This window comes from Truepera radiovictrix DSM 17093, from assembly GCF_000092425.1.
In the GTDB taxonomy this organism is placed as follows: domain Bacteria; phylum Deinococcota; class Deinococci; order Deinococcales; family Trueperaceae; genus Truepera; species Truepera radiovictrix.
On the sequence record NC_014221.1, the window covers coordinates 1,265,279 to 1,290,410 of the forward strand.

The 25,132-nt window shown below is 65.8% G+C and carries 18 protein-coding genes and 3 pseudogenes; 8 read left to right on the forward strand and 13 right to left on the reverse strand.

Annotation, left to right across the window (positions count from 1 at the left end; translation table 11 throughout):
* Positions 1 to 309: 309 nt before the first annotated feature.
* Both TRAD_RS05860 and TRAD_RS05865 read left to right on the forward strand, forming a co-directional pair.
* Positions 310 to 1,518 (forward strand): pectin acetylesterase-family hydrolase, encoded by a 1,209-nt coding sequence (locus tag TRAD_RS05860; RefSeq protein ID WP_013177675.1) that lies wholly within the window; start codon positions 310 to 312, stop codon positions 1,516 to 1,518.
* A gap of 132 nt (positions 1,519 to 1,650) precedes the next feature.
* Positions 1,651 to 2,253: an HD domain-containing protein gene (locus TRAD_RS05865; protein WP_013177676.1), complete on the forward strand. Its 603-nt coding sequence runs from the start codon at positions 1,651 to 1,653 to the stop codon at positions 2,251 to 2,253.
* Between the two features lie 72 nt (positions 2,254 to 2,325).
* On the opposite strand, the gene lepB is transcribed toward TRAD_RS05865, so the two are convergent.
* Both lepB and TRAD_RS16270 read right to left on the reverse strand, forming a co-directional pair.
* Positions 2,326 to 3,288 carry a signal peptidase I gene (lepB, locus tag TRAD_RS05870; RefSeq protein WP_013177677.1) on the reverse strand — a complete coding sequence of 321 codons (963 nt, stop codon included), beginning with the start codon at positions 3,286 to 3,288 and terminating at the stop codon, positions 2,326 to 2,328.
* Positions 3,289 to 3,363: 75 nt separating this feature from the next.
* Positions 3,364 to 4,365, reverse strand: coding sequence for a patatin-like phospholipase family protein (locus tag TRAD_RS16270; protein ID WP_013177678.1), 1,002 nt, complete (start codon positions 4,363 to 4,365; stop codon positions 3,364 to 3,366).
* Between the two features lie 182 nt (positions 4,366 to 4,547).
* On the opposite strand from TRAD_RS16270, the pseudogene TRAD_RS15645 reads away from it, so the two are divergent.
* Positions 4,548 to 5,278 (forward strand): annotated as a pseudogene (locus tag TRAD_RS15645) (IS5 family transposase).
* 100 nt (positions 5,279 to 5,378) lie between these two features.
* On the opposite strand, the gene TRAD_RS05880 reads toward TRAD_RS15645, so the two are convergent.
* Together TRAD_RS05880 and TRAD_RS05885 are read right to left on the reverse strand one after the other, a co-directional pair.
* The gene (locus TRAD_RS05880; protein ID WP_013177679.1) at positions 5,379 to 6,725 is read right to left on the reverse strand and encodes a S1C family serine protease; all 1,347 of its coding nucleotides are present in this window, start codon (positions 6,723 to 6,725) and stop codon (positions 5,379 to 5,381) included.
* A 176-nt stretch (positions 6,726 to 6,901) separates the two neighbouring features.
* Positions 6,902 to 7,864, reverse strand: a complete 963-nt coding sequence (locus tag TRAD_RS05885) for a DUF368 domain-containing protein (protein ID WP_013177680.1) — start codon at positions 7,862 to 7,864, stop codon at positions 6,902 to 6,904.
* Between the two features lie 113 nt (positions 7,865 to 7,977).
* Here TRAD_RS05885 and TRAD_RS05890 point away from each other — a divergent pair, with 113 nt between their 5' ends.
* The 4 genes from TRAD_RS05890 to TRAD_RS05905 are packed head-to-tail and all read left to right on the forward strand — an operon-like array spanning position 7,978 to position 10,325.
* Positions 7,978 to 9,186, forward strand: a complete 1,209-nt coding sequence (locus TRAD_RS05890; RefSeq protein ID WP_013177681.1) for a class I SAM-dependent rRNA methyltransferase — start codon at positions 7,978 to 7,980, stop codon at positions 9,184 to 9,186.
* A gap of 38 nt (positions 9,187 to 9,224) precedes the next feature.
* A complete protein-coding gene (locus tag TRAD_RS05895; RefSeq protein ID WP_013177682.1) occupies positions 9,225 to 9,500 on the forward strand; it encodes a DUF3248 domain-containing protein in 276 nt (91 codons plus the stop codon).
* A gap of 54 nt (positions 9,501 to 9,554) precedes the next feature.
* The gene (locus tag TRAD_RS05900) at positions 9,555 to 10,070 is read left to right on the forward strand and encodes a DUF3809 domain-containing protein (protein WP_013177683.1); all 516 of its coding nucleotides are present in this window, start codon (positions 9,555 to 9,557) and stop codon (positions 10,068 to 10,070) included.
* Positions 10,071 to 10,118: 48 nt separating this feature from the next.
* A complete protein-coding gene (locus TRAD_RS05905) occupies positions 10,119 to 10,325 on the forward strand; it encodes a hypothetical protein (RefSeq protein ID WP_013177684.1) in 207 nt (68 codons plus the stop codon).
* Between the two features lie 48 nt (positions 10,326 to 10,373).
* Here TRAD_RS05905 and mnmE read toward each other — a convergent pair whose 3' ends face one another.
* From mnmE to TRAD_RS05925, 4 genes and pseudogenes are all read right to left on the reverse strand, one after another.
* Positions 10,374 to 11,741, reverse strand: a complete 1,368-nt coding sequence (mnmE, locus tag TRAD_RS05910) for a tRNA uridine-5-carboxymethylaminomethyl(34) synthesis GTPase MnmE (RefSeq protein WP_013177685.1) — start codon at positions 11,739 to 11,741, stop codon at positions 10,374 to 10,376.
* Positions 11,742 to 11,743: 2 nt separating this feature from the next.
* The gene (hemL, locus tag TRAD_RS05915; protein WP_013177686.1) at positions 11,744 to 13,093 is read right to left on the reverse strand and encodes a glutamate-1-semialdehyde 2,1-aminomutase; all 1,350 of its coding nucleotides are present in this window, start codon (positions 13,091 to 13,093) and stop codon (positions 11,744 to 11,746) included.
* A gap of 229 nt (positions 13,094 to 13,322) precedes the next feature.
* Positions 13,323 to 16,649, reverse strand: a complete 3,327-nt coding sequence (locus tag TRAD_RS05920) for a Swt1 family HEPN domain-containing protein (RefSeq protein ID WP_013177687.1) — start codon at positions 16,647 to 16,649, stop codon at positions 13,323 to 13,325.
* Positions 16,649 to 17,704 (reverse strand): annotated as a pseudogene (locus TRAD_RS05925) (hypothetical protein); the annotation flags it as partial. The gene TRAD_RS05920 and the pseudogene TRAD_RS05925, both read right to left, overlap by 1 nt.
* A gap of 65 nt (positions 17,705 to 17,769) precedes the next feature.
* Between TRAD_RS05925 and tnpA the strand changes: the two are divergent.
* Positions 17,770 to 18,198 (forward strand): IS200/IS605 family transposase, encoded by a 429-nt coding sequence (gene tnpA / locus TRAD_RS05930; RefSeq protein WP_013177059.1) that lies wholly within the window; start codon positions 17,770 to 17,772, stop codon positions 18,196 to 18,198.
* Between the two features lie 67 nt (positions 18,199 to 18,265).
* Here tnpA and TRAD_RS05935 read toward each other — a convergent pair.
* The 5 genes and pseudogenes from TRAD_RS05935 to TRAD_RS05955 all read right to left on the reverse strand — a co-directional run.
* Positions 18,266 to 20,017 (reverse strand): annotated as a pseudogene (locus TRAD_RS05935) (DUF1156 domain-containing protein); the annotation flags it as partial.
* A 154-nt stretch (positions 20,018 to 20,171) separates the two neighbouring features.
* Positions 20,172 to 20,606, reverse strand: coding sequence for a PIN domain-containing protein (locus tag TRAD_RS05940; RefSeq protein ID WP_221401669.1), 435 nt, complete (start codon positions 20,604 to 20,606; stop codon positions 20,172 to 20,174).
* A gap of 7 nt (positions 20,607 to 20,613) precedes the next feature.
* Positions 20,614 to 20,934, reverse strand: a complete 321-nt coding sequence (locus TRAD_RS05945; RefSeq protein WP_013177689.1) for a type II toxin-antitoxin system Phd/YefM family antitoxin — start codon at positions 20,932 to 20,934, stop codon at positions 20,614 to 20,616.
* A gap of 170 nt (positions 20,935 to 21,104) precedes the next feature.
* Positions 21,105 to 21,359 (reverse strand): hypothetical protein, encoded by a 255-nt coding sequence (locus TRAD_RS05950; protein WP_013177690.1) that lies wholly within the window; start codon positions 21,357 to 21,359, stop codon positions 21,105 to 21,107.
* A gap of 73 nt (positions 21,360 to 21,432) precedes the next feature.
* On the reverse strand, positions 21,433 to 24,915 hold the full coding sequence (locus TRAD_RS05955; RefSeq protein ID WP_013177691.1) for a protein NO VEIN domain-containing protein: 3,483 nt from the start codon (positions 24,913 to 24,915) through the stop codon (positions 21,433 to 21,435).
* Between the last annotated feature and the right edge of the window lie 217 nt (positions 24,916 to 25,132).

Genomic DNA, 25,132 nt, shown 5'->3' on the forward strand with positions numbered 1-25,132 from the left:
AACCATGCGTGCTGCGGGGCTCGTCACGCGTATTATCGCGTATCATCGCGGTGCACTGTGAGGCGTTCGGTAGGGTTTCCTTAAGCGCCGATGAAGGTGGGGTGCAACCGACGCGCTTTTGCCCCACCTGCGACCGATGAGCTGGCCGACGTGCCGCTGACCGACCCGTGTCCAACTGACCCATGCCCAACCGTCCGCCTCGGAGCGCGCCGCGCGCTGTAACGCGCCCCCTGAGGTGCCCGCGCATGTTGGGCGAGAGCGCGGTTTCGGGGCCCCTTTTTCAGTAGGGTGGCCTGGAAGGGAGACGCGATGTTTGGATTAGCCCCTCGAGGCGCCCACGGCCTCCTCGCCCTCGTCCTCCTCCTCGGCGCCTGCGTGCAGCCGCCGGTGGATCCCAGCCCCGACCCCGAGCCGCCCGCTGCGGCGCCGACGCTGCCCGACCTGACGCCCGGCGTCTGGACCGCCCTCTCGCCGGGGGGGGAGACGACCTGCTCAGACGGTTCGCCCTACACCTTTTTCGTCCGCCCCGGGACGGTCAACAAGGTGGTGGTGGACTTCGAGGGGGGTGGCGCCTGCTGGAACGACGGCACGTGCGGTCCCAACGGGCCCTATCAACCCAACCTCGCCGCCTCGATGAGCGCGCGCTACCGCGAGGAGAACCCCACCGGGTTGTACGACAAGAGCAACCCCGAGAACCCCGTGCGCGACTGGTACCACGTGTTCGTGAGCTACTGCACCGCCGACGTGCATCTGGGTGACAGCGTCGAGACCTACACCACGCCGCAGGGCGAGCGCACGGTCTACCACAAGGGACAGGCGAACGTCCGCGCGGTGCTCGCCTGGATGGCGGAGCACTTCAGCGCCCCCGAAGCGGTGTTCGTCACGGGGTGCAGCGCTGGCGCCTACGGCGCGGCGCTCTACACCGCTGAGCTCGCCGCGATGTACCCCGAAGCCGACGTCAGCCAGATGGGTGACTGCGGGGCCGGCATCATTCCCGAGAGCTTCGTTCAGGAGGGCCTGAACCGCTGGAATATCGAGGGGGCGTTGCCCGCAGGGGTCGACCTCGAGGAGGGCGTCCCCGCGACCTTTTTGGCCGACGCGTACGTCGTGATCGGCCAGCAGTTCCCCGAGGCGCGCCTGTCGCAGTACAACAGCGCCTTCGACGGGGTGCAGATCGCCTTTTACGCGCGGATGCTGGAGCGCAACCTGCAAGACCCCGAGGCGCTGCAGGAGGTGGCCGAAGCGTGGTTTACGGGGCTCGTCACCTCGTTGCAGGGCATTCAGGTGGAGCTGCCGAGCTTTTCGAGCTACACCAGCTTGCTCGACGACAACGACGACCTGCAAGACGGCACCGCGCACTGCCTGCTCTTCCGACCCGAGTTCTACACCTTGGTGACGTCGGAGGTGCGTTTCGTCGACTGGCTGGGGGACCTCATCGCGGGGGAGTCGGGGCAGACGGTCTTTACGCCGCTCCCCGAAGCGCTCGAGCCGCCGGTAGCGGTAGGGGCCAGCAGGTAGTAGGCCGTAGCCAGTAGTCAGTAGCCAGTAGTCAGTAGCCAGTAGTCAGGGGTCGGTAGTCCGTAGTTAGGGAACGGTAAAAGTCCTGCCGGCTTCTGACCCCTGACGTCTGGCTTCTTGCTAAAGTGCCCTATGGCAGACACGCCTGTTTCTCACCCCGCGCTGTCGCGCGAAGGGGCGCTGGAACTCATGCGCGCCTGGACCGCTTCGGAGAGCCTGCGGAGCCACATGCTCGCCGTTGAGAGCGCCGTGGCCGCCTACGCCCGCCACTACGGCGAGGACGAGACGCTGTGGCGCGTCACGGCGCTGTTGCACGACTTCGACTACGAGCGCTACCCGGAGCCGAGCGAAAGCGGCCACCCGTTCGTCGGGGTGGCCTACTTGCGCGAGCAGGGCTTTCCCGAGGAGGTCCTGGAGGCCATCCTCGGTCACGCCGACTACTCGGGGGTGCCGCGCAGGTCGCGGCTCGCGAAGGTGCTCTACGCGTGCGACGAGCTCACGGGTCTCATCACCGCCGCGGTGCTCGTGCGCCCCGACAAAGACATCGGCAACCTCGAGCTAAAAAGCCTCAAAAAGAAATTCAAGGACAAGGCCTTTGCCCGCGGCGTCAGTCGCGACGACGTCGTGCGCGGCGCACAGGAGCTGGGTGTAGAGCTGTGGGAGCACGCCGCGTTCGTGTTGCGGGCGATGCAAGAGGACGCGGAGGTGCTCGGCCTGGGCGGCGACCGCGCCTAAGGCGAGCGGAACATAACAAGCGGGACGCTTAAGCGTCCCGCTGCTTCGCCTGTTTGCTTCGTCTCGCAGGCCTTACGGCGTCAGCGCCAGGGCGGTCGCCGCCCCTTCGGGTTGCCGCTCCGTTTGGTCCGTTTGGCCGTCGGGGTCGGGGATCGCCCCAAACGCCGCTGGCGGGGTGAGGCGGCGCCAGTTCCACGCGCCATCTCGGCGCGGGGGCCAGATGACGGCGGTGGCCCGTCCGGCGATCGCGATGCTGTCGATGGGACCGAAGTAGCGCGAGTCCTCGCTGCCGCCGCGGCTCGCCTGCCGGTTGTCGCCCATGACGAAGTAGTGCCCTTCGGGGACGATGAGCTCGTGCAAAAAGGGCTCCCCTTCGGGCGCACCCTCGGGGATGGGGGCGAGCGCGGCGATGGTGTCGCCGTAAAAAAAGGTCATCGCCTCACCGCCCACGGGTGCGGGGCCGCCCGTTAGCGGGTCGAACGTGCCGCGCACCAGCCCCTGAAAGCCCACGACCTGACCGTTTTGCACGACCACCACGGGAAAATCGATGGGGTCGGGGGTGATCTCGCCGGAGTCGGTGATAAAGCTCTGATCGACCGCGACCCCGTTGATAAAGACCTGGCCGTTGTCGATGCGCAGCCGGTCGCCGGGGCGTCCCATCACGCGTTTGATAAAGAAGGCGCGGCGCGCGCCCTGGCGCAACGAGGGGGCGTTTTCGGGTTCACGGACGACGACGATGTCGCCGAGCGGGTAGGGTCCGAGGAGGCCCATACGGCGCAGCCACGTGTCGTACTTGGGGATAAAGACGCGGTCGCCGGTAAAGAGCGACTGCGGGAGCCGGCCGCTGCCGCCATCGAGGGTGGGTTGCATCGACGAACCGACGACGCCCACGGTGGTAAAGACGAAGGTGACGATCAAAAACGCGATGATAAGCGCTTCGGCGTAGCCCCTCACTTCGCGCCAGAAGCGGCTGCCCGATCCTTTGGCGGCGCGTTTTCCCGCCTTGGGATCGCCCTTGTGGGTGTCGGTAGTCATAGGGTGCAGTCTACCCCGTTCCGCTCCCCGGGCTTGCAATCTGGCGGCGGGCGCCGCCGGTGAGGGTGGGGCGCGCTAGCCTCTGGTTTTAAAGGGTGCGCGCGGTTTGGCTTTGAGCGCCTTGGGGAGCGCAGGGTGCGTCGGTTCCGCCGCTTCGCCCTGGTGTGGGGGGTGGGTGCTCTCGCTGAACGCTTTGACGGCCGGGGGGGGTGCGACCTCCCCCAAGGCCTCCTCGGGGAGGAGCCCCGCGCGCACAAAGACCTGCAGCGCGCTCCACTCGCCGATCGCCACGATCTCGTCGAGCGCCCAGAACGACTCGATGTTGAGGTGCGGCATGGGGTACTGCACGCGCAGATCAGCGGGGTGCATGGTGTACTGCAGCTCGGTGAGGATACTCCCCATGATGTCGGTGGCGCGCAGCAGGGTCTGCGCCATCGGGTTGCGGCGCTCGAGCCGAAAGGTGGCCATCATCCGCTCCCACCACCGCCCCTCGTCGCTCGGGTTGCTGAGGGTGGCGCGGCGCGGTACGGTGGCGTCGCCGGCGATGGTGAAGTTGGCGTGTAAAAACGACACGGCGTTGATCGGCAGGTTGTTGACGATGCCGCCGTCGGCGAGCGTGCGGCCGTTAAAGGTGACCGGCTCGAAAGCCCCCGGAAAGCAGCTCGAGGCCCGCACCGCCGTGATCAGGTCGCCCTCGAAGATAAACACCTCTTCGCCGCTCTCGAGGTCGGTGGTGGCGACGACCAAGGGGGTTTGCAGTTCGCCGAAGGTCTCGGGTAGGTGCGACGCCAAAAACGCGTGCAGCTTGAGCCCTTTAAGGAGCCCGTTGTGGAGCGACAGGTCGATGAGGTCGCGCCAGGTGACGCTTTTGGCGATCCTGTAGATGTCGTCGGCAGTGTGGCCGCTCGCGTAAAAGGCGCCTAGAATCGCCCCCATCGAGGTGCCCGCGATCACGTCCACGGTGATGCCGGCGCGCTCCAAGACCCGCAAGAGCCCGATATGCGCAAAGCCGCGCGCCGCCCCGCCGCTGAGAATCAGGCCGACGCGCTTTTTGGGTGGCGCGTTCCCCGTCTCCATCTCCCGCTAGCTTAGCACCGCTCGCGCGGCCCCTACGTTCAAGGTTCGGGTGGACCTCAGGTGTCACCCTACGTGGCCGTGAGCTGCTCTCGTTCGGCCACAAAGCGCTAGGTTCTGTTGACACTTTAACGAGCGTAGATGCTAGAAATAGGTATGAGCACGGTAGAACTCAGGCAAGACCAGTGCGAAAAATCCTCAAGTTTCTACGCGAGCACCCTCGGGTACATGTGGGCAAAGCGCGTAAGTGCAAACGCTTTATCGAGGCTGTGATGTGGATGGACCGCAGCGGCGCACAGTGGCGCTTGTTGCCAGAGAAGTATGGCAGTTGGAACAGCGTCTACAAACGCTTTGACCGCTGGAGCGAGCGGGGAGTCTGGCATGAGATGTTCGAGCATTTTGCCGCCGACCCCGATATGGAAAGCGTAATGATTGACAGCTCAGTGATTCGCGCACATGCTTGTGCTGCGGGCGCACCCAAAGTAAAAGGGGGCAAGAAGCGCAAGCCCTCGGTTACAGCAGAGGTGGGTTCAGCAGCAAGATTCACGTAACCGTCGATGCTTTGGGCAATCCTTTGCGTCTCTTGCTCACGGCAGGTCAAGCGCACGAGGCACCTCACGCTGAGGCCTTGCTGACGGGGTACGAAGCCGACTTCGTTCTTGGCGACAGAGGCTACGACGCCGAACACATCCGCACCACTATCGCCGAGAACGGAGCACAAGCGGTTATTCCACCCAGGTCAAATCGCAAAGACCCCAGCGCGTATGACCCGGAGCTTTACAAAGAACGCCACCTCATCGAATGTTTCATTGGCAAGCTGAAACACTACAGACGTTGCTTCTCGCGCTTCGACAAGCTCGCTCGCAATTACCTCAGTTTCCTCCATTTTGCCTCTACCCTCATCTGGCTACGGTGAAACGTCAACAGAACCTAGCCTTTGCGCTGACCTGAACCCGGCAAAAAAACGCAAAAGAGGCGCCTAGGCGCCTCTTGCTTAAGACGTAGCGCCCTGGACGCTACTCCTCCTGTCCCGAAGGGGTCAGCTCACGCGCCGCGACCAAGGTGACTTCGACTTGGCGCTCCTGGCCGTCGCGCCAGAGGGTCAGCTCGACCGTGTCGCCGGGTTGACGCTCGAAGACGATGTTTTGAAGGTCGCGGATGGTGCTGATCGCTTGGCCGTCGACGGCGGTGATGATGTCGCCCCCGACCGGCCACGTCCGGCCGGCGGCGGTGACGGCGAACTGCGCCGCTTGCAACCCCGCTTCGGCTGCTGGGGAGCCCGGCGCTACCGAGGTGATGACCGCGCCGTCGTCGGGCAGGTTGATCGAACCGCGCAGCTCCTCGGGGTACTCGCTGACGCTCACCTGCGAGGTAATGCCGATCACGGGGCGGTTGGGGTTTTCTAGCTGCCCGATAAAGCCGCCGAGGCCCCCCTCCTCGAGCGCCGCCAAGCTTTCGCTGAGCAGGTTGCTCGGCACCGCCAGGCCGATGCCGGCAAAGGCTCCGGAGGGGGTGATGATGGCGTTGTTGACGCCGATCAGCTCGCCGCTCGAGTTGAGCAGAGGCCCCCCCGAATTGCCGCGGTTAATCGCGGCGTCGGTTTGGATGTAGGGGATGTCGATGCCGCCAAAGCCGGTGACTTCGCGCTCGATGGCTGAAACGATCCCCGTCGTGACGGTAAACGAAAACCCGAGCGGGTTGCCGATGGCGATCACCTTTTGGCCGACCTGCACCGCGTCGGAGTCGGCGATGGGGATGGGTTGCACACCCTCGGGGAGGTCGTCTGGGTTTTCGAGCTCTAAAAGGGCGAGGTCGTAGTCGGTGTTGATGCCGACGACGCGCACGGGCAGCTCGGCTTCGGGGTCGTCTTGGAACGACACCGTGATGCTGCCCCCTTCGACGAGCCCGATGCCCTGCTCGTCGGAGGTGCTCGCGAGGTCGACCGCACCCTCGATCACGTGATAGTTGGTAACGATGCGGCCCGCTTCGGTCACGACGAAGCCGCTACCGCTCCCCTCACGGACGCGCGGTTCTTGGTCGGGGAAGCGGAACTGCTCGAAAAAGCGGCGGAACTCGGGTGGCAGCTGGCGCGGGTCGAAGGGGAGGTCGGAAAAGGGGTCAAAGGGTTGACCGCGCACCGCGACGTTGACCGCGACGACGCTGGGACCGTAGTTCTGCACCACCTCGATGGTGTTGCGTTCGTCTTCGATAAGAGCGCCGTTTGGGGCGACCTCGAGCGCCTGCTGGCTGACCTGGGTACCCTCTTGCGCCGCGTCCTCTTGCGCGTTTGCCCAGAGGCCGAGCGCACCGGCGCCCAAGACGGCGCTCAGGCTAAGGGTTAAAGCTACCTGTCGTGTTTTCATGTTGCTCCTAAAACGTGAAGGTTACAGGGCGCAGCCCACCCCTTAGGCTACCCCTTTGAGATGAGTCTGCCGCCTTTGCGCTATGAAGTATGTGAGCTGGGCTCAACGAGATGAACGCGTCGTAGCCGAGGTTTGGGTGCCTTTGGTGAAAGCGAGGTGGCCGCAAGATGAAAAATTTAAGGGCGCGGCGCGGCGCGGCGGGGGTGGTCGAAGGTGTAGACGAGGGCGAAGCCGAGCGCCATGAGGCCGAGCGCCACGAAAAGCTCCGCGTTCACCGTGGGCCAGACGTTGACCCCCAGAGCCCCCGCTTCGGACGCCGCTTTCCACGGCCACACGCTCCGCAGCGCGCCCAACATAAAGCCGCAGAGCAGCGCCACGGTGAGGTCGTGAAAGCGCCGGAACATCCACCCCAAGACCTGCGTAAAGAGCAGGATGCCGACGACCATCCCCGACATCAGCGTGAGGAGGGTCGCGACGTCGCCGCGGTTTAGGGCCGCCAAGATGTACTGGTATTTACCCAGCAGCACGAGGATAAAGGCGCCGGAGATGCCGGGCAGGATGAGGGCGCACACCGCGATCGCCCCGCTTAAAAAGAGAAACCAGGCGGTCTCGGGCGTCTGAGTGGGTCTGAGGCCGACGAGCACGAAGGCGAAGAGGGCGCCAAAAGCAAATGCCGCTAGGGTGGCCGGCGTCCAGCGGGCGACGCGCGCGCCGACGGTAAGTACGGAAGCGGCGATGAGCCCGAAGAAAAAGCTCCACACCAAGACGGGCTGCTGTGCGAGAAAGTGCTCGAGCACCCGCGCGAGCGTCAGGACGGCGAGCACGATCCCCCCGCCGACGGCGAGCAAAAAGCTCAGGTTGCCGACCCGAAAGGCCTCGAGCAGCCGCCCGCGCACGAGCGCGCGCCAGAAGGGGGGGCGGGCGAGGCCGCGGATGCTGCCGATGAGCTCTTCGTAAATGCCCAGGATGAGCGCCATGGTGCCCCCCGAAACCCCCGGCACGATGTCGCAGCTGCCCATGGCAAAGCCCTTGAGTACCAGGGCGCCGTAGTCCTTGGGGGTGCGCTCGGGGGCGGCGTCGGTGGCCGCGGGGAGCGGGTGACGAGCGGGTTGGCTATAGGAGGCGTCAACGTCGCGCATGGTGCTTACGCTATCACCTGCGGCGTGAGAGGGGCGTGCGCTTAGGGGGAGCGGCGCGCCCCCGTCCGCTGCGTAAGGGCGTGCCCTGCGGCAGCGTGCTAGGGTGAGGGGTGATGAAAGCGCTCGAGCGAGCGGTCAGTGGGAGCGTGGGGGTCAGCCCCAAGGGGTTGCGGCGCCTCGCCGGGGGGCACCGGTGGGTGTTTCTGGACGATTTGCGGCGGCGCCCCGACACACCCGCGGCGCCCGCCGCCGTGGAGGTGATCGGCCCAGGGGGCGAGCGGCTCGGCGAGGGGTGGTTCAACCCCAAAACGAAGCTCGCCCTGCGGCTCGTGACCCGCGGCGAAAGGCGTCTCGGCGACGACCTCATCGAGGCGCGGTTGCGCGCCGCCGCGCGCTACCGCGAACGCGTAACGGCGGGGTTCGAGGGCTTTCGGGTGGTGCATAGCGACGCCGACGGGCTACCCGGCTTGACGGTCGACCGCTACGGCGAGGTGTTGGTGCTGCAGCAGCACGCGGCCGCCCTCGAGCCGTGGGTGCCCCTCGTCGTCGAGACCCTAAGGGCGCTCTACCGGCCGCGCGGCATCCTGGCGCGCAACACAAGCCCCGTGCGCGCGCTTGAGGGCCTGCCGCAGGAGACGCGGGTGCTCTTTGGCAGCGTGCCTGAAAGGGTCCCCTTTCGCGAGGGGGAGGTGACGCTCTTCGCCGCGCCCTACACCGGGCAGAAGACGGGGGCGTTTTTGGACCAGCGCGAAAACCACGTCTACGCGGGCGAGCACGCGCGGGGCCGGGCGCTCGACGTCTTCTGCTACCACGGCGGCTTCGCTCTGCAGCTCGCGCGGCGCGCCGACGAGGTCGTAGCGGTCGACTCGAGCGCGGCGGCGCTCGCCGAACTCGAGCGCGGCGCCGCCGAGAATGGCCCCGAGGTGGCGCGGCGCGTCTCGACCCGGCGCGGCGACGCCTTCGAGCTGCTGCGCGCGGCCGTGCGCGCGGGCGAACGCTTCGACACGGTGGTGCTCGACCCACCCGCTTTCGCCAAGGCGCGCGCGCACAAAGAGCGGGCGCTCGCCGGCTACCGCGAGCTCAACGTGCAGGCGCTCAAGCTCCTCAATGAGGGCGGGCGCCTCTTTACGGCGAGCTGCAGCCACTTCGTCGACGACGTGGCGTTTGGGGAGATGCTCGAGGGGGCGGCGCGGGACGCGGGGCGGCTTCTGCGCGTGCTCGCGCGGCGCGGGGCGGCGGCCTGCCATCCGGAGCTTTTGGGGCTGCCGGAGAGCCGCTACCTGAGTTTCGTGGGGCTCGAGGTGATGGAGGTCTATGCGTAAAGGGTCTACGGCAAGGGGTTGGGCAACGAGGGGTGGCGATGGCTGAGGAGACCCTGTCGCGCCTTCTGCGCGAGGCGCTCGCAGCGCACGAACTCTCCGAAGAGACGCTGAGCGCGCTTGCCTCGAGCCTGCTGTGGCGTTTCGGCCGCGCCGCTAGCGAGGGGGAGGCGGGTCCCGTCGTCGTACGCGTCGGTTTTGCCAAAAGCGCTCGGCGCTTTGCCGAACTGCCCCGGCTCAAAAGCGTTTCCGACGCCGAAGTCGAGGCAGCTGCGCAAGAGGGCTCGTTGCGCGTAGAATGGGTGGGAGAACGCTAAGAGGATCCCACGGAGCGTACGCGGCGCTCGTGCAGGGTTCGTGAAAGGCCACCTATGAAGATCGCCCACGCCGTCCACTTCACCTTCGACCTCGCGCTGAGGTTGCCGGACGCCGTGGCGTTCGTCCAGGACGTTCGGACGAGCCTCTGTAAAGCCTCGTTTTTGCACGACATGCAGGTGACGCAGGTCGGCGAGCTGCAGCACGTGCGCGCGAGCATCCCGATCAACGCTGCGCTCTTCGGCCAGCGCGAGCTCTCTTTTGAGAGCGTCGCCAAACCCGAACCGCGCGGCGCTACCCTCTCGCCGCTCCCCTTTAGCGAGCCGCGCCTCGGTTGGGCCGAGGTCGCCGGTCGCGCTGCGGTGAGCCCCTTGCCGAGCGGCAGCCGGGTCACCTATGACTTCGACATCACCATCCACCTCGACCTCCCCGAACCCGAGAAGTGGGGCGGGCGGGCCCTTTTAAAGATGATCCACTTCACCGCGCAGCGCGTGTTGGAGAGTATCGCCGCCGAGTTCCCGCGGGCGGTGCAGATGGCCGCCGCCGAGCGCGTGGCAGCCGGTTCGACCTAAGGCTCCACCTGTGCGCCCACAAAGGTCTGCTGGGTTCAAGGGGCCGAGATGAGCCAAAAGCTCTGGAACCGGCCAAGCGACCCGTACTACTTGCTGTTCATAGGCGCCATGATCTTTCTCTTGGAGGTGTTCAACGGCGGCTCCGGCTGGCTCGAGGCGGCGCTGCTGGCGCTCGTAGCCATCACCCTCGCCCTGCCGGTCGTAGGGGTGACCCGCTGGCTAGTGCGAAAGATGGTGGATCAAGGATCCTCGTAAAGCACTCAAAACCCCGCTTGAGGAGCACGTCTCGAGCAGGTCTTCAGCTCACTTCCCCACGCAGAAGTTCGCAAAGATGTGCGCCAGCGTCTCCTCGGCGACCTCCCCGCGCCCCGTGAGTTCGCCCAGCGTTTTCAGGGCGTCCTCGAGGTCCAAGGCGGCGAGGTCGTCGGGGGCCGCCTTGGCGCGCTCCAAATGCTCCCGCACCGCCTCCAGAGCGGCGATGTGGCGCTCGTTGGTGAGCCACAGGGCGCTCCCCCCCGCGTCACCGACGAGGCGCTCGCGGATGGCCTCTTTGAGCGCCCCTAGCCCCTCGCCGGTCGCCGCCGACACGCGCAGCACGGGCCCGACCCCCAGCTCGCGCTGCGCCGCGCAGGGGTCCCAGGCGGGCGGCAGGTCGCTCTTGCTCGCCACCACGAGCAGCCGCGCGGGGGAGAGCTCGCCCACGAGCGCGCGGTCGTCGGGCGCGAGCGGGGTGCTCGAGTCGAGCAGCAGGAGGCCGAGGTCAGCGTGCTCGGCGATCTCCTTGGCCGCTTCGACCCCGGAGGCCTCGACCGCGTCGCCCGTATCGCGGATGCCGGCGGTGTCCACCGCCGTCACGGGGACGCCCAGGATGTCGACGGGCGCCTCGAGGTAGTCGCGCGTGGTGCCCGGCGTGCTCGAGACGATCGAGCGCCGATACCCCAGAAGCGCGTTAAGTAGGCTTGACTTGCCCGCGTTGGGCCGGCCGATGAGCGCGAGCCGCGCCCCCCGCTGCGCCACCCGGCCCGCCCTGGCCGTGCTCAAAAGGCCGCGGACCCGCCCCAGAGCGCGCTCCAAGGGCGCCTGAAAGGCGGCCTCCGGTACCCCCTCGTCGGGGTAGTCGAAGACCGCCTGGATGTCGCCGTAGACGCGCGTGATGTCGTCTTGGATGAGGCCTAGCTGCTCGGTGAGCGCTTTGGAGAGCCCCAGCGCGGCGTTGCGGCGGGCGCTGTCGCTCTGGGCGTTGACCAGGTCCAAGACCGCTTCGGCCTGCACCAGGTCGAGGCGGCCGGAGAGAAAGGCGCGCAGCGTAAACTCGCCGGGGCCCGCGAGGCGCGCGCCGTGCGCCGTGCAGAGGTCTAAGACCCGCCGGAGCACGGCCGGGCCGCCGTGGGTCTGCAGCTCGAGCACGTCCTCGCCCGTGTACGAGTGGGGGGCGCGGAAGGTTAGGAGCAGCGCCTCATCGACGGTCTCATCCGTCGCTGCGTCGACGATGCGCCCGTAGACGACCCGCCCCGGGGGCAGCGCCGCGACGGGGGCGCCGCTGCGCGGGGCGAAGAGCCTCTCCGCGACCGCGTAGCTCTCCGGCCCCGAGAGCCGGACGATGCCGACCGCGCCGACGCCCGGGGCGGTGGCGATGGCGGCGATCGTGTCCCCGAGGGGTGGCAGCGGCACGTCTAGACGCCGACCCCGAGTTCGGCTTCGGGGTCGCTGTCCGGGGTAGGGGCGTTCTGATGCTCGGCAAGGGCGAAAAAGGCCTCGCGCGCCGCCGCCACCATCGCCTGGATGTCGGCTTCGGTGTGCGCGTAGGACAAGAAGGCTGCCTCGAAAGCGCTCGCCGGCCAGTAGACGCCGCGCGCGAGGAGGTGGTGGAACCACCTCCCGAAGGCGGCCGTGTCGGTGCGGCTGGCGCTCTCAAAGTCCACCACCGGCTCGTCCGTAAAGAAGACGGTGAGCATCGAACCCACGCGGTTGAGCGTGACGGGGACGCCAGCGTCTTGCGCGGCGCGCCTGAGCCCCTGCTCCAGCTGCGCGGTCCTGGCCTCCAGCACCTCGTAGAGGTCGGGCGTCTCGTCGATGACCTCCAAGGTGGCAATCCCCGCCGCCATCGCCAGCGGGTTGCCGGAGAGCGTCCCCGCCTGGTAGACCTTGCCGAGCGGCGAGACGTGGTCCATGAGGTGCGCGGGGCCGCCGTACGCGCCCACGGGCAACCCGCCGCCGATGACCTTGCCCCAGCACACGAGGTCGGCGTCTAGGCCGAAGCGCTCGACCGCCCCGCCGCGCGCGAGGCGAAACCCGGTCATCACCTCGTCGACAATAAGCAGCGCGCCGTACTCGCGGGTGAGCGCGCGCAGGCCCGCCAAAAACTCGGGTGTCGGGACCACCACGCCCATGTTGCCGACGACGGGCTCGAGGATCACCGCCGCGATGTCGCGCGGCCGCGCCTCGAAAAGCGCCCGCACCGAGGGGAGGTCGTTGTAGCGCGCGACCAAGGTCGTCTCGGCGGTGCTCTTCGGCACCCCCGCCGACGAAGGGACCCCCGTGGTCATCGCGCCCGACCCTGCGGCGACCAGCAGCGCGTCGGCGTGGCCGTGGTAGTTGCCCGCGAACTTGACGATCACGTCGCGCCCCGTCGCCCCCCGCGCGACCCGCAGGGCGCTCATCGTCGCCTCGGTGCCGGAGTTGACGAAGCGCACGCGCTCGCAGCCGGGGTAACGCTCGAGAACCCGTTCGGCCAGCCGGACCTCGCGCTCAGTGGGCGCGCCGAACGAGGTGCCCCCCTGCAAGGCCGCCTCGACCGCCGCCAGCACGCGCGGGTGGGCGTGACCCAGGATCATCGGCCCCCACGAGCCGACCGCGTCGAGGTATTCGTTGCCGTCGGCGTCCCAGAGCCGCGCGCCTCTGGCGCGGGCGATAAAGCGGGGCGTGCCGCCGACCGAGCCGAAGGCGCGCACGGGTGAGTTGACGCCGCCCGGGATGAGCCGCTGCGCGCGCGCGAAAAGGGCCGCTGAGGTGCGTGTCTCCATAACGCTATGCTCTCACGCGCCCCGCGCCGCTGCAAGGCGCTGGCTTACGCGCCCTACGCCCCTGCGAGACCCATGCGCCTCCAAACGCGCCCAAGGGGAGAGCGCGCTTAGACCGACCTCGCGCTGCCCGTCAACCCCCGCATGAGGCCTGACGCGCCTTGTCAGTGTGCCCTCGCGTTGCCGAGTCCGGTTGTGGATGCTCCCCTCGAACGCGCACCTCGGACGTCGCCTACCCCTCTTCAAACCCCGCGCTGGTAAACTTAAGCGTCCGGCAGTTCTCGGTCACGGTGCGCACCACGTGCTCCGGCACCTCTTTGTCGAAGCGGGCGTGGATCTCGAGCGTGACCTCTACCTCCGCCCCCTCTAGACCGCTGAGGTGCTGCAACACCGCGTCTGCGATGCTCCCGGCGTCCCGCAAAAAGCGGGTGGACCCGAGCTTGGCAGCGCCGTAGAACCGCTTGAGCTGCGCGCCTCGCGTCTCGCCAACCGTCACCGTATCCGTCGCCTCAGGGGTTGGGTGGGCGCTCTGGCCGTCTGGCGGCGCGGGGGGGACAGGGGGAGCCGCCGCCTCGTTGACGGCGCGCTCCGCCTCGAACTGCTTGATCGCCGCCTCCGCTTTGACGAGCAAGCCCTTGGTGGCGTCTAGGGGCACGTCCCCGGTGCGCAGCCCGAGGTAGCGGCCCTTTTCAGCGTCCCAGCCGTCCGCGTAGGCGAACGACTCCACCGACCAGGTCAGCAGCCTCAGGCCGTCTCTAATCGCATTGAGGAGCACCTGCGTGTCTTTGAGGCGGGGCAGGTAGAGGTAGCTGGCGAAGTCGTCAGAAAGCTGCCCCACGCCGACGTGGTCGCCGCGCCAGAGCGGGACCCCGTCGAGTTCGCGCTTGAGGAGCGTACCGGCCAGAACGGTGATCAGGGTGTCGTCGGCGCGGAGGCGTTTGGCGGCGCGCGCGACCAGCCCGTCTTTCGCCGTCAGCTTGGCCTCCTCCCACACCACCGGACCGCGCGGGTCGGGCTGGGTGGGGACGAGCAGCCACACATACGCCTCTGGAACGCGCGACTGAACCGTCTTGTCGGCGTCGGCCACCTTGGTCTTAGCCTGGTTGCGCTGGAAGGTGTCGAGGTTTAAAAGCTCCTGTTTGGCATCCTCTTCGATAGACCGCCACGCGAGATAGGTGCGCACGGCCCCCTCGAGGTCCTGGAGCCGCGCCGCGTCGGGCGCCAAGAAGACCAGGGTGTTCTTGTAGGTGCGGGCCCCGCCGCCACGGGTCTCGAGGATCGCCGCGGCCTCTTTGAGCGCGGCGCTCTCCCGCGCTCTGGCAGTGTGGCTAGCCTTAGGCCCAAGGATCACGAGCGCCGCGTTAGGTTCGTTCGGTACGTCGCCGCTGCCCTCTGGCATCACGTGTACGCGGGCGAAGTCGGCGCGGTTCGCGGCTTCGGCTTGGAGGCGCCTGCGGATCTCCTCTTCCACCGCGTCCTCGGAGAGGTCCCCGGCGCGGTCTTGCGCGAGCCTCGAGACGCTCGGCTGGGTGGCGTACCAGTAGCGTTCGCCGTTGACGTAGAGGTGCGTCGCCCCATCGGTGAGCCGCCGCAGCGCGTCGCCAAAGGTCGAGACGGTCTCGCCGGGTTGCGCGCAGCCCAGCTTGACGGTCTCCGCCGTGACGCCCCGGTTCTCGGAGCGCAGCGTCGGTGCGGAGCCCAGGTAGAGCGTCCGAGCGACCCGCCGACAGGCCGAGTAGCGGCCCAAGTTGGGGTACTCGCGGTCGAGCTTTAAGGGGAGCGAGTCGGGGCCGTCCACGTCTTTTTCGAGCACCGGCAGCCAGTTGTCCTCCAGATAGCGCGTCAGCTCCGACTGTACGGGCGGCGCGTCGATGGGGATGGTGGCGGGGAGGATGAGCAGGTTTTTGTCCTGCCGCTCCCACAGCTCGTGAATCACCGCCGCCATGAGCCGCAGTACCCCGCGCGTGCGCTGGAACTTCTCCAGGGAGGACCAGTCCGTGTAGAGCCGCTCGAACAGCTCGGGGTGGATGGGGTAGGCCGCGCGCATCCGCCTCTCGTACTCCGCTTCGCGCGTCGCCGAGGGGAACTCGCCCGCGTTGTCGCGGTACAGGCTCATGAACGCCCGGATCACGGCGTCGCGCTGCGCGTAGGTCTCGGGGTTCATCTCCTGGAAGAGCCGCCGCCGGACGATCTCGAAGCTCTCGTCGCTGCTCGCCGGGCGCCAGGCCGACTCGAGCCGCCCGATAGCGTTTTTGAGCCGCTCCAAAGCCAGCCGCCCGCGCTCGCCGCCCACCTCGATGTGCGTCCCGCCAGAGGCGCCCGTGTTCGACTCGCTCGCGGGGATGCTGACCACCAAGAGCGTCTGTGGTGCCGCCTTCGCGGCCTCGGTTAGGGTTTGCGCGAAGGTGAAGTGCGTCTCGGAGCTGCCGCCGGGCAGGTCGCTCTCGGTGTGGAGCTGCCGCGCATACGCCACCCACTCGTCGATGAGGATGAGGCACGGCCCGTAGCGGACGAAAAGCTTGCGCAGCGCGTCGCCGGGGTTTGTCGAGGTCTCGTCGGCCTCGCGCACCATCTCGAAGCCCTCGCGCCGCCCGAGCTGATAGGCGATCTCGCCCCAGAGCGTCCGCACCACCGTACCGTCGGCCTTGTGCAGGGGCTGCCCCGGCGAGATCTTGTTGCCGACCAAGACCACCCGCTTGACCCCCGAGGGCCGCGTGGTGCCGACCTCCTGCAGGACCGGCTCGAGCCCCGGCAGCTCGTTTAAGTTTTTGCCGGAGAAGAGGTGGTATAGAGCCAGCATCGAGTGCGTCTTGCCGCCGCCGAAGTTCGTCTGCAGCTCCACCACCGGGTCGCCGCCCCTGCCGCAGAGTCGCCGGATGGCGTTGCTGAGGAGCCCTTTAAGCCCGGCGGTGAGGTAGGTGCGGCGGAAGAACTCGCCCGCGTCCATGTACTCGCTGCTCGCCCCCTCCCCGACAAAGACCTGCCAGAGGTCGGCGGCGAACTCGGCCTGCCGGTAGGTGCCCTTGGCCACGTCCTTGTGCGGGGTGATCAGCTCGCGCCAGGGTTTGAGGGCGGCGTTGGGCGTCCCCTCGATGGCGGCGACCTTGCGCGTCTCGCGCCGCGCCTGCTCCTCGTAGACCTGGCGGCGCAGCTCCTGCTTGCTGCGCTCGACCTCCGCGGCCTCCGGGGCCGCGCTCACCGCGTTCAGAAGGCGCACCATCGTGTCCAAACCGCGGTCGGTGTCGTCGCTGCTAAAAGCCTTCTGGTGTGCCCACCGGTTGCGCACCTCCCGCAGCTCGCTCACGTAGGTGCGTTCGGCGTGCGAGAGCGTCCGCCGGAAGACCTCGTTCCACTGCCCCCACATGATGAGCAGCAGGGCGTGAACGTCGAGCTCGCTCTTGCCATCCACAAAGTCGTGCGTCTCGCGCAGGGTGCGCAGCGCCACCGAGGCCCACGCCTCCCCGTGAACCGAGCGCATCTCCCGTTCGACGAAGGGCGTGAGACCCTGTTTGAGCAGCTCCAGACCCTTACCGATCCGCTCTGCGTTCGTCACCGCCATCAGTTCCCCCCGAAGGCACTGGGTTGCGTCACCGTGGATGGTTGCGGCAGGTTGGCCGCCAGTTTCGTCAGCTCCGGCCACACGCTCACCAGCGCGTTATACGCCAGGGCCTCCTGCGCCCACTTTTTGCGCTCACAGAGGCTGTAGAGCCGGTACGCCAGGTCGCGCGCCACCTCGGCGGTGCTGCCGAGTGCCGCCAGGAGCGCCGCCGCCTTCTCCTCGCCGCCCTCCTCGAGCCGCTTGACCAGGTGCTGCGTCGCCTCCCAGACGGGCACCTCCTCGCCCGCTCGCGGCTGCCAGTCACTCGGCAGTTCGCTGCGCGCCAGCAGCCGCACCTTGCCCGCCCGCGCCGAGATGATACCCGCCTCGACCATCCCCGCGACCGCCGTGTTCTTGGCCTTGGAGAGCGTCTCCGCGTCGCCGTAGGCCCCGTCGTTCATGCCGAACTGCTCGAACCAGGCGAGCGCCCAGCGCGTGTCCGCGTCGAACTCGCCCTCCTGCTCGGCCAAGACTTCATCCAACATCCCATTGATGATAGCGAGCGCGGCCCGCACCGGCATGGGTCTGCCGTCGGACTCCAAGACCCGAGCGTAGCGGCTGAAGACCGCCATGCCGGGACCGATGGCGGCTTGGGCCAAGTCCACCGGTGCGATAGAGCCCTGCTGCAAGTTGCGCAGCGCGTCCGGCAGCTCGCGCCGCAGGGCGGTGAGAAACTCGCGCCTCGTGGCGGTGGGGGCGGTCTCACTGCGGGGGCGGCAGACGAGGACGATGGAGGAGGCGAGGGCGTTAGCGCTATTAGCGTTACTACGCCCCTTCCGTTCTGTACGCATAGGCCAAGTGCCGGTTATCTGAAAGTTTGCATCTAATAAGCCTGTAAGCATCGTTTCCCAGCCAGTAGAGGCAACTGATATTCCTACGGCGTTCTCGTCCGCATCTTCGGTTTCAGATTGTTTGAAGGCGTAGTAAACAGTCAGAGGAAACTCTGGGTGTGTGGCTTCGCGAATTTGTGTAAAAGCGTGTTTCAAGCCGTTTTCGAAGAACTTCCGAGCTTCATTATTCCAAGCGTAAGGTTGAAACCACCGCCTTTAGGCGGTCAGATTTCATCTGCTAGCCTTGGCGGATGGAGTATCGCTATGGCAGCCATACCGTCTTCAACATCGAGTACCACTTTGTGTGGGTCACGAAGTACCGCTACAAGGTGCTGAAAGGGGACATAGCCGAGCGTGTTAGGGAGTTGGTGCGGCAAACCTGCGAGGCGTTCGAGATACGGATTCTGAGCGGAGTGGTGAGTAGCGACCACGTGCATATTCTGGTGAGTGCGCCGCCGACAATGGCGCCGAGTGAGATCATGCGGCGGATCAAAGGGCGAAGTGCGAGCAAGCTATTCGAGGAGTATCCGAAGCTAAAAGCACGTTATTGGGGGCGGCACTTTTGGGCTAGAGGGTACTTCTGTGCGACGGTGGGGCAAGTCACGGAAGAGATGATCAAGAGCTACCTGGAGCATCACTTCGAGCCGACCCGAGAGGACAACTTCAGGACAGAGGACTGACGGGTCTATGACCCGTATCCCGACTTTCAGTCGCTCTTTCAAACCCTCCGACTTTAGTCGGTGGTTGTTTAGTCTTATTCCCATCGAAACGATACGGTGTAGCCACAAGCTCTTGTGATTTTGGGACAAGTAATGTTCCAAAAATACTCGGATATGTATTGGCGAGCGAGCGCCGCAACCAAATATAAAAGTAGTCGGAAAGGTCTGCGTAACCAATATTGTCGTAGTAGGGTGGGTCTGTCGAAATAATGGGTGTTTCATCCCTGTGTAGCGTTGCAGCGTTATCTTGCTGAGCCATGCCCTTCGCTTGAGAATTTAGTCTATTAAGTACCTTTTCTATCCATCCAAGCAAAATATCGACACTACCCGTAGAACTTGCAAACATGTTTGCTTCTGCATAGTCCCACATCATTGGAAGAGCTTGACGGGCGAACGTGCCTCGCACAATTTCCATCTGAGGGTTGTTTGCCCAAGTACAGACTGTTGAGCAGTATTCAGACATTCGGTCTACCGCACATGCCAAGTAAACCGCCACCGCATCCGCATACGCCCTCGCCCCGCTGCCACCACCCTCGAGCCCCTCGCCTTCGGGCATGTGGGCCTCGAGGGCGTCTTGCAACACTTTGTCCCTTGCCTCTTGCACCAAATCGCTAAAGGTTGTCAGGGCGACGAGTTGGCGGGGGGTGAAGAGGTCGGCAAAGGTGCGCATTCCGTAGTTCGGCGTTTTGAAGTCTCTTGGGTTGTGCGGTAGGTCAGCTTCGGGTTTCCATTCAGGTTTGGCTTCTGCTGCTGTATATACGTGCTCTTGTGTCGGTGCAAGATAGTTGCGGCCTCGGTCGCCCTCCGCTACTACCGCCATAAGCTGCGCACCCATCCTTCCAGCACGTCCTTCTGAACGGATGTGGTCGAGCGAAACAGGCGAACCACAGGCGACGCAATACGCTCCTTTCCGTCCGACCGTCCCCTCTTTTGGCGCACCTGCCCCGCTCTTGACCTCAAAGCGAATCCGCGGCGGCTGCTGCTCCCTGTCGATCACCGGCTCGGCGTAGGCTTCCTTACCCTTCTTGGAGGACAACACAAACGAGCGCACCAGCGGCATCTGCGCCCCGCACGCGGGGTTCGGGCACGTCACCGTGCGCGCCCACAACCACGCGATCACCGTCGCCTCACCGCCATCCGGCAGCTTGGCCTTGGGGTAGAGGTGCCCGATGCGCTTCTCGGCCTCGTCCCGCATCCACTTGCCGTAGTAGCGCACGTCTTCGGCCAACCCCTGCGCCCCCCGCCAGTCCTGCCGTTTGATGGTATGCCGCTGCGCCTCCGGGTTGATGGGCGCGCGTCCGGCGAACTTTGGCGGGATTTCGATGAGGGCTTTGTTGATCAAGACCGCCACCGGGTTGAGGTCGCTGGCGTGCGCCTCCAGACCGAGCCGCTGCGCCTCCAGGGGGATGCTGCCGCCGCCCGCGAAGGGGTCCAGGACGGGCGGTGGGTTGCCGCCTGTGGACTTGAGGATTTCGGCGCGGGCCGCGTTTAAGACCTTTTCGTTCGTCGTGTTTTCCCACTTCACCAGCTCTTCGATAAGCCTAAATAAGCGCTGCCGCTCCTCGTCCTGGGCCTCCTCGGTCGGGAACTTATCGGGGTGACTGCTGGGGTCATCGACGAGGCTGGCGAAGAGCACGGCGCGGCAGGCGGCGAGCGGGCGGCGTGCCCACCACAGGTGCAGGGTGTTGGGGTGGCCGTGGCGGATGCTCTTCTCGCGGGCGGACTCCTTGTTGATGGCTTCTAGCGGCAGCGCCACTTCGATGAGTTTGCGTTTGGGCATTGTAGTGGGTATGGTCATACAAACCTCGATTGAATTGCACATAGATTGCGGCGATTGCTTTTTAGGCTATGCCGTTCCAGACGGGAGAGAAGCCAATCTATTGCACAATGATTACACGGTAATTGCGCGTGGCGTAGCACAGATAGGCTTATCTTCATGGCGTCTCTGTGAGGTGGTGATGCACGTGATGTTGCAAGACCTGGGTGCGCCAAGTGGGCAGGCCACAGCCAAAAAAGTCTCGGTCTTCGGTCCAAATACCCGCGTCTAGCGCGAGTGCCAGGGCAACCGTGGGCCAGTCGTTGGGGTCTTGGGGGACGCGGGCGCGGGCAGCGAGTTCGAGATCGGCGTAAAACGTATGCACAATCACATCCAAGTTGCGCCTAGCGAGCAAGAGCGCCTCAGTCAGGAGCTCCTTGGCAATAGCGTCGGGCAGCCCGCGGCGTTCGGCGATGGTCCGCAGGCGTTTGGGCAACTCATAGGTCGCCTCGTCCCAAGCCGCCGAAGCGATATAGAGCTGCACGCGCGCGTCGCTCAGCAAGCGGCGCCCCCTCGCGCGCAGCACCTCGGCGACCAAAATGTTCGCGTCCACAACGAGTCTAAGCAACCTTATGTTCCTGGCTACCGTCTTCGTGGCTCTTGTGTCCCTGACTATCGGCAGTGCCCTCTTGGCGCCCCCAGTTTTCGGTCAGTTCGGCCACGAATTCGTCTTCACTCATACCCGTTCGTGCCAGCACCTCTGCCATGAGTGCGTCCAGCCGCTCCACCGACGCCTTGATCTCGGAGCTGCTCTTGTCTTTGGGTCTGATGGGCATGTAGAACCCGACTGGTCTGCCGTGCTTTTCAATCACGAGCGGCTCAGCGTCCGAGATATACGTTGTGGCCTTGTCCTTAAATTCGCGTACACCCACACGTTTCATGATTTTTCCCTCTCACATTCGTTCCGGTAGTCACCGCTTCAACGCCTGGAAGATGCTGGACCTAGAGGGTGTTCAGCTAGCCTCGCTAGCCCAAAACCCTCATACAGAGCGCCAAACCCCATGTGCGCAGCGCCTTCCCGACGGCGGTGCTGGCGTCCAACACGAGCAGCTCACACGGAATCGGCTTTACCTGCCTCTTCCCGAGCCGCCTCGAACGCCTCGCGGGTCATACCGGTGTGCCCCAGCATGTCCGCGATGACACGCTCGAGCCTTTCGGTCTCCTCTCTCGATTTGGCGCCGTCTTTTCTGGCGAGGGGGATGTAGAGGCCTATCGCCCTACCGCGCTCCTCGATCACCAAGGCCTTCTCTTCGGCTATAAGCGTCGTCGCCTTGTCTTTGAACTCACTCACACCTACACGCTTCATGTCCCTCGCCTCCTCTCGATGCCCTTCGTTGCTACCAGTGTAGCCCGTGTGAGACCAAAGGTCATCCATAGCGTTATGCGGGGACGGAGGCGCCCGCTAGAAGCTCACGCAGGGTGTAGTTCACGCTGGCCGCGCCAAAGTCGGGCTCGCGCACGAAGGGGGTCCGGACATAGCGCGGCGTTGCGCTGTCGCCATCGACCTCGACCAACGCCAAGATGAACGACTCGGGTTTGTTGAGAGCCGTCAAGATCTCGTTTTTGGTGACCGTGACGGTCTCCGTACCCTTCACCCGCCCCTTGACCTCGATAAAGCGCAGGGTGCCGCTCTTTGGGTCGCGCGATTCGATGTCGTAGCCGAGCTTCTGAGCACCTACGTCTCTGGGTTCAAACCCCAACGCTCGCTCAGCGGCCATCACGGCGTCCATCGCTAGGCGCTCGACCCGTGCGGTCTCCCTGGCTGCCACTGCATCCTGCACGGCGTCCTCGGGGAGCAGGAGCCCCGCGGGCACCACCAGCACCGACCCGACGATGACCGGCGGCTTCTGGGAGAGCTGCGCCTCCTCATCGAGTTCGCGCATCCGCCTGTCCAGACGCCCTTGCAGGTCGTCCGCGCGCCGCCGAGCCAGCTGCGGGTTCATCCGCGGCTGCTTCCCCGCCTGCTCCTGCAAGTAAAGCTCGTTCGCGCGGTGGTCCCAGTAGGCGATCTCTTTGGTCAGGCGGTCGCGCACCGCCGCGCGCGTCTTGGCGATCAGCGCCTCCTTGCGCTTTTTGACCTCTGCAAAGTGCGGCGGCATGAGCTCGAGCACCGCGTGGTTGAGCGCGCGCTCCTCGAGCTGCGCTTTGGTCAGCGGGTAGCTTTGCAGCGCCTCCTTGATGGCGGCCTGCTCATGAGGCGCCAGCGGTCGGTAGTCCAGGTAGGGTGCATATCCGGCGCTCCGGGTAGACCCATCCGCAGCGATCTCGACGAAGTGCAGCTGCCGCGAGACGATCACCTCGCGTCCGCTGCGGTCGCGGCGCGCGTCTTGGATGGTGTGCTCGAGGTAGAAAAGCGCACGCACCTCGGTGCCGGGGTCGTTCTCATCCACCAGCACCGCCCCTTGCGTGAGCAGCGGTTTGTAGCGCTCGAGGATCAGGTCGGTGACCGCGGCCAGCAGCGGGTGACCCGGCGCCAAAAACTCCGCCGAGGCCCGCCCGCGCACGTTGATCAGTCCCTTGTCGAAGGTCACACGCTCGTACCGCTCCAACACGGGCGTGCGCAAGCCGATCTGCCGGTCCCGGTTGCGGACGGCGGTGGGCACGTGGGTGATCTCGAAGCGGCCCGGCTCGCGCTCGTAGATGCTGCCGCCGAGCTGTTTAAAGGCCGTCAAGAAAAACCCGGCGACGAAGTGCGGCTGCAGCCGCCGCGCCTCGGCGCGCTCCATCGCCTCGCGGATGCGCTGCACCCGGCTCACGTCCATCGTGTCGTGGGCCAGGGCGTGGTCGCTCAGCAGGTCCTGCAGGTGAGCGCGGTCGAGGGCTGCGTCCAACACCTGATCGAGGCGCGCGCGCACCTCGGGGCGGTCGCCGTAGCGGACGGCCTCGAGCAGCAGGTCGCGCAGCGGTTTGTTCTCAAAAGTCAGCTTGCCGAGCACGTCGAAGACGCTACCCCCGAGGGCTTCGCGTTCGCGCTCGAGCTTGTCGAAGAGCCTCTTGAACACGTCCCCCTCGCGGGTTTCTTGGGCCACGAGGTTCCAGAGGTGGCAGACCTCCGTCTGCCCGATGCGGTGGATGCGGCCGAAACGTTGCTCCAGGCGGTTGGGGTTCCACGGCAGGTCATAGTTGACCATCAGGTGCGCGCGCTGCAGATTGATCCCCTCACCCGCCGCGTCGGTGGCTAAAAGCACCAGCACGTCCTTGTTCTGGGTAAAGGTGGCCTGAACCTTGCCCCGCTCCTCGCGCCCCGTCCCACCGTGAATCGCTACGACCGCTTCAGGGCGGCCCAGCAAGCGGGTGACGCGTTCCTGCAGGTAAAGAAGCGTGTCGCGGTGTTCGGTGAAGATGACGAGCTTGCGCCTGCTCCCCTCCGGGCTGAGCATCTCGCTGCTTTCCTGCAGCAGCCGGGAGAGCTCCTCCCACTTGCGGTCGGTCCCGCTTTGCTTGACCCGCGCGGCGAGCGCCTCCAGCCGTTTGAGAATGGCGATCTCCGCCTCCAACTCGGAGATGGTGCGGGCCGCCGACGCCTGATCGACCACCCAGTCGGCTAACTCTTCGGCCTCGGTCCCCGGAACGTCCTCGAGGTCGTCGAGGTCGGGCAGGGGGACGTCTAAACTAGGTTCCAAGGGGGCCCCGCGTCTTAGCAGCTTCTCCTCCCGCAGCCGCGTTTCGAGCCGCGTTCGGCGGCGCACGAGGCTCTGATAGATGGCCTCAGGGCTCGAGGCGAGGCGCCGCTGCAAGATGGTGAGCGCAAAGCCGACCGTACCCTTGCGCCCGCCCTCCTCCAACGCGTCGGCGCGGTTAAACTCCTCGCGCACGTAGTTCGTGACCGCGGCGTAGAGCTCGGCCTCGAGGTCGCTCAGCGTGTAGGGCACGGTGTACGCCCGCCGCTCCGGGAAGAGCGGTTTGCCGTCAAAGGTGACGAGCTGCTCTTTGACAAGCCGCCGCATGAGGTCCGCGGTGTCCACCTGATGCACCCCGTCGCGGAACCGGCCCTCGAACCGGTCGCCGTTTAGAAGCGCCATGAAGAGCTGAAAGTCCGCCTCCTTACCGTTATGCGGGGTGGCGGTCATCAGGCAGAAGTGGCGCGTGAGCTTCGAAAGGAGCTGCCCCAACTTGTAGCGTTTGGTGTACTTGACCTCGCCGCCAAAGAACGTGGCTGACAGCTTGTGCGCCTCGTCGCAGACGATGAGGTCCCAGTCGGTCAGCTCGAGCTTGGCCTGGAGGTCGTCGCTGCGCGCGAGCTTGTCCAGCCGGGCGATCACCAAAGGCTCCTCGGCCAACCAGTTACCGGTGCGGGCGGCTTCCAAGCGGTCGCTTGTCATGATCTCGAAGGGGAGCCCGAAGCGCCCGTAAAGCTCATCTTGCCACTGCTCGACCAGGCTGCCGGGGCAGACGATGAGGCAGCGGCTCAGGTCGCCGCGCGCGAGCAGCTCCTTGATGAGGAGCCCCGCCATGATGGTCTTGCCTGCACCGGGGTCGTCCGCCAGGAGAAAGCGCAGCGGCTGCTTGGGGAGCATCGCCTCGTACACGGCGGTGATCTGGTGCGGGAGCGGCTCCACCAAGGAGGTGTGCACGGCCAAGTGCGGGTCGAACAGGTGAGCTAGCCGGATACGGTGCGCTTCCGAGACGAGTCGCAGCAGCTGACCGTCGGCCTCTGGGTTCCAGGAGGCGTCTATTTGAGCCAGCTCGAGCGTCGCCTCCCGGCTGCGGTAGAGCATCTCGCTGCCGGTATGGCCGCTTCGCGTCTTGTAGGTGAGTTCGACGGCGGCTGAGCCGTACCACTGGGTTGCTAAAACTGTAACGGTCTCGCCGGGAACGATCCCTCGGACCTCGGTGCCAACGCTTAAATCTTCAAGACGCACGGGCAAAGCTCTCCATTTCCCTCTTCCTGACGCCTCCTAAGCACGTCGCTTCAGCCGTGGGGTCCAAGTGCTCAGGGTTGACCTCAGTCACCTTAAGGCTTCTTCCTCAAGCGTAGCAAAAAGAATTTTACGCCTCTTCGCGGATCCAGAGTCTCGCAGCCAAAGCTTCGTACTCGGTTCGTCTCAAGGCAGCAGCGGTTACGCGCTGGCGTCAGTT

Coding starts and splice junctions, on each gene's coding strand:
- TRAD_RS05860 (WP_013177675.1), top strand. CDS start 310: ATGTTTGGATTAGCCCCTCGAGGCGCCCACGGCCTCCTCGCCCTCGTC.
- TRAD_RS05865 (WP_013177676.1), top strand. CDS start 1,651: ATGGCAGACACGCCTGTTTCTCACCCCGCGCTGTCGCGCGAAGGGGCG.
- lepB (WP_013177677.1), bottom strand. CDS start 3,288: ATGACTACCGACACCCACAAGGGCGATCCCAAGGCGGGAAAACGCGCC.
- TRAD_RS16270 (WP_013177678.1), bottom strand. CDS start 4,365: ATGGAGACGGGGAACGCGCCACCCAAAAAGCGCGTCGGCCTGATTCTC.
- TRAD_RS05880 (WP_013177679.1), bottom strand. CDS start 6,725: ATGAAAACACGACAGGTAGCTTTAACCCTTAGCCTGAGCGCCGTCTTG.
- TRAD_RS05885 (WP_013177680.1), bottom strand. CDS start 7,864: ATGCGCGACGTTGACGCCTCCTATAGCCAACCCGCTCGTCACCCGCTC.
- TRAD_RS05890 (WP_013177681.1), top strand. CDS start 7,978: ATGAAAGCGCTCGAGCGAGCGGTCAGTGGGAGCGTGGGGGTCAGCCCC.
- TRAD_RS05895 (WP_013177682.1), top strand. CDS start 9,225: ATGGCTGAGGAGACCCTGTCGCGCCTTCTGCGCGAGGCGCTCGCAGCG.
- TRAD_RS05900 (WP_013177683.1), top strand. CDS start 9,555: ATGAAGATCGCCCACGCCGTCCACTTCACCTTCGACCTCGCGCTGAGG.
- TRAD_RS05905 (WP_013177684.1), top strand. CDS start 10,119: ATGAGCCAAAAGCTCTGGAACCGGCCAAGCGACCCGTACTACTTGCTG.
- hemL (WP_013177686.1), bottom strand. CDS start 13,093: ATGGAGACACGCACCTCAGCGGCCCTTTTCGCGCGCGCGCAGCGGCTC.
- TRAD_RS05920 (WP_013177687.1), bottom strand. CDS start 16,649: ATGGCGGTGACGAACGCAGAGCGGATCGGTAAGGGTCTGGAGCTGCTC.
- tnpA (WP_013177059.1), top strand. CDS start 17,770: ATGGAGTATCGCTATGGCAGCCATACCGTCTTCAACATCGAGTACCAC.
- TRAD_RS05945 (WP_013177689.1), bottom strand. CDS start 20,934: ATGAAACGTGTGGGTGTACGCGAATTTAAGGACAAGGCCACAACGTAT.
- TRAD_RS05950 (WP_013177690.1), bottom strand. CDS start 21,359: ATGAAGCGTGTAGGTGTGAGTGAGTTCAAAGACAAGGCGACGACGCTT.